Consider the following 3,012-nt stretch of genomic DNA (forward strand, 5'->3'; position numbering starts at 1 on the left):
CAAGGGATGGGACGGGTAGGGGCGGCGGGGGCGAAATCACGGCCCGCACCGCAGGACCACCGCACCATGGAACCCCAACCCCCACCACCCCGTCTCGTTCCACGACCCCCCAGGAGGCGACATGGAACGGCGCACCTTCATCGGCGGCACAGCAGCAGCCCTCACCACCCTGACGGCAACCGCCTGCAACGCCCCCGACACAGACCCCGGCACCCGCACCCGCACCCCCACCGGCACATCCCCCCGCACCCGAACCACCAGCAACACCACCGCCTCCGCCCCAGCCAACTGGACCGCCCTGGCCAAGGACCTCGACGGCCAGCTCATCCGCCCGAACGACCCCGACTGGAAATCCGCCCGCCTGCTCTACAACACCCGCTTCGACACCCTGAAACCCACCGCGGTCGCCTACGTCGCCCACCCCGACGACATCCGCACCACCCTCGCCTACGCCCGAGCCCACAACCTCCACGTAGCCATCCGCAACGGCGGCCACTCCTACGCCGGCTGGTCCTCCGGCAACAACCGCCTGATCATCGACGTCTCCAAGCTCAACCGCATCCGCGCCACCGGCAACACCGCCGTGGTCGGCGCCGGCTCCAAACTCATCGACGTCTACCGAGCCCTAGCCGCCAAGGGCGTCACCATCCCCGCCGGCTCCTGCCCCAGCGTCGGCGTCTCCGGCCTCACCCTCGGCGGCGGCCACGGAGTCACCTCCCGCGCCTACGGCCTGACCTGCGACAGCCTCACCCGGGCCACCCTGATCACCGCCGACGGCAAGCAGCTCACCGCCGACGCCACCACCAACAAGGACCTCTTCTGGGCCCTGCGCGGCGCCGGCAACGGCAACTTCGGCGTCGTGACGGAACTGCACTTCAGGACCCACCCCGCCCCCCAGGCCGTAACGGCGTACATGACCTGGCCCTGGTCGAGGGCGGCCAAGCTGATCAAGGCCTGGCAGGAGTGGGGCCCGACCCAGCCCGACGAGATCTGGTCGGCCCTGAGCATCTCCAACCACGCGGGCGGCAACCCGACCATCACCGTCGCGGCGTTCTCGCTGGGCACCTACAACGAGCTCAAGAACGCGGTGGACCGCTTGGCCGACCGCCCCGGCGGCCCCGGCCCCGCGACCAACGTCTCGATCAGGCGCCGCTCGTACGAGGAGTCGATGGAGCTGTACGCCGGCTGCTCGTCCTTCACCTCGGACGCCCAGTGCCACCTCCCCGGCACCACCCCGGGCCGCTCCCCGCAGGGTGTGCTGAGCCGCGAGACGTACTCCGCGAAGTCGGACTTCTTCGACCGTTCGCTCTCAGCGGCGGGCATCCAGACCCTGATGAGGCAGCTGCAGTCGGTCCGCGGCGGCTCCGGCAGCGTCGCCCTCACGGCCCTCGGCGGAGCCGTCAACCGCGTCTCCCCCACCGCGACGGCCTTCGTGCACCGCCGCTCCCGCGTCCTGGCCCAGTACATCGCCTCCTGGCGCGCCGGCACCTCGGGCTCCACCGCCCAGTCCTGGCTGACATCGGCCCACGACGCGATGCGCCCGTACGCCTCGGGCGCCGCGTACCAGAACTACACCGACCCCACCCTGCGGAACTGGCGCAAGGCGTACTACGGAGACGCGGCGACCCGCCTGACAAAGCTGAAGAAGCAGTACGACCCGGAGGGCTTCTTCACCTACCCGCAGGCGCTGTAACCCGACCCGCCGCCCCTGCCGTTCGCCCACGCTGCTGCCATTCGCCTACGCCCCTGCCGTTCGGCTAGGCCGCGAGGTCCCGCTCCTCAGCCCCGGCGGCCTCTTTCCGGGCCCCCGGAATCACGGCCTTCTGCTCACCCGCCCGGGACGCGCCCCGCGCTTTGATCAGCCACCCGCCCCTGGGCGACCGCTCGATCGCGGACATCACGGGCGTCAGCAGAGCCATGGCCAGCGGCGACAGCAGCAGGGCGACAGCCGTGCCGAGTGCGAATCCGCCGACGACATCGGTCGGATAGTGCACACCCATGTAGACCCGGCAGAAACCTCCGAGAAGGGCGAGCCCGATCCCGACCAGCCCGAACTTCCGGTTCGCGACGAACAGCCCGACCCCGAGCGCCATGACGATGGTCGCGTGGTCGCTCACGAACGAATAGTCGGTCTTGCCGCTCACCAGGACCTCGAGTCCCTGGTGAGCGAGGAACGGCCGGGGCCGCTCGACGAACCCCCGGATCGGCACGTTCACCAGGACCGCGATCCCGGCGGCCAGCGGCGCCCACACGAGCGCGGCGACGGACGAGGCCGCGTCCTCCTCGCCCCGGCGCCGCACGGACCACCAGCACCACACGACGAGCAGCACCAGGGCGAGCACGACCCCGTACTCACCGACGTACTCCATGACCCGGTCGAACCAGTGCGGTGCGTCCTTGGCCAGGCCATTGATGTCGAAGAGCAGGTCGACGTCGGGGTTCGACCCGGATTCTGCGAGTCCAGCCATGATGCCGCGGCCCCTTCGTCGTCTCTTAGCTCGGCGCATCTTGCGTACGCCGCTCCGCCCACCCCCGTGGTTGTAGATCCGGCTACGACACCAGGAACGCACGGCCCCTGTTGATACGTTCCACACTCCACTGAATGATCACGCAGACGTTATCGAAGAGAGACCCATCACCGCAGCTCAGGGGGTGGGTTCACGCTCCGTCTACACCGTCGTGGGCAGCGCTTTCGCGCCATCCTCGGTCACCCGGGTGGCTCCGAAGTAGTCCGGGGTGTCGATCGGGTCGAACCGGATCACAGCACCCGTTCTCGGCGCGTCGATCATGTACCCGCCACCCACATATATCCCGACATGCCGGATGGCCCGGGAGTTGGTGAGGTCGTCCGAGAAGAACACCAGATCCCCCGGCAACAACTCGTCCCTGTCCGGATGCGGCCCCGCGTTGTACTGATCGTTCGCCACCCGCGGCAACGAGATCCCCACCGTCTCGTACGCGGCCTGAGTCAACCCCGAACAGTCGAACCGCCCACCATCCGCGGCCCCACCC

At 69.5% G+C, this 3,012-nt stretch carries 3 protein-coding genes; 1 reads left to right on the forward strand and 2 read right to left on the reverse strand.

The genetic code is table 11. The features are described from left to right. Nucleotides 1-121 precede the first annotated feature (121 nt). Nucleotides 122-1,693 (forward strand): FAD-binding oxidoreductase, encoded by a 1,572-nt coding sequence (locus L0P92_RS43470; RefSeq protein ID WP_234768654.1) that lies wholly within the window; start codon nt 122-124, stop codon nt 1,691-1,693. A 64-nt stretch (nt 1,694-1,757) separates the two neighbouring features. On the opposite strand, the gene L0P92_RS43475 is transcribed toward L0P92_RS43470, so the two are convergent. Then, nucleotides 1,758-2,468 carry a phosphatase PAP2 family protein gene (locus L0P92_RS43475; RefSeq protein ID WP_234768655.1) on the reverse strand — a complete coding sequence of 237 codons (711 nt, stop codon included), beginning with the start codon at nt 2,466-2,468 and terminating at the stop codon, nt 1,758-1,760. Between the two features lie 201 nt (nt 2,469-2,669). Beyond that, a partial coding sequence (locus L0P92_RS43480) for a C40 family peptidase (protein WP_234768656.1) occupies nt 2,670-3,012 on the reverse strand: 343 nt, incomplete at its 5' end.

The sequence above is a fragment of the Streptomyces muensis genome (assembly GCF_021474425.1).
GTDB lineage: Bacteria > Actinomycetota > Actinomycetes > Streptomycetales > Streptomycetaceae > Streptomyces > Streptomyces muensis.

Bases quoted from the DNA above. Each gene is read 5' to 3' on its own strand.
- L0P92_RS43470 (WP_234768654.1), top strand. From the start codon at position 122: ATGGAACGGCGCACCTTCATCGGCGGCACAGCAGCAGCCCTCACCACC.
- L0P92_RS43475 (WP_234768655.1), bottom strand. From the start codon at position 2,468: ATGGCTGGACTCGCAGAATCCGGGTCGAACCCCGACGTCGACCTGCTC.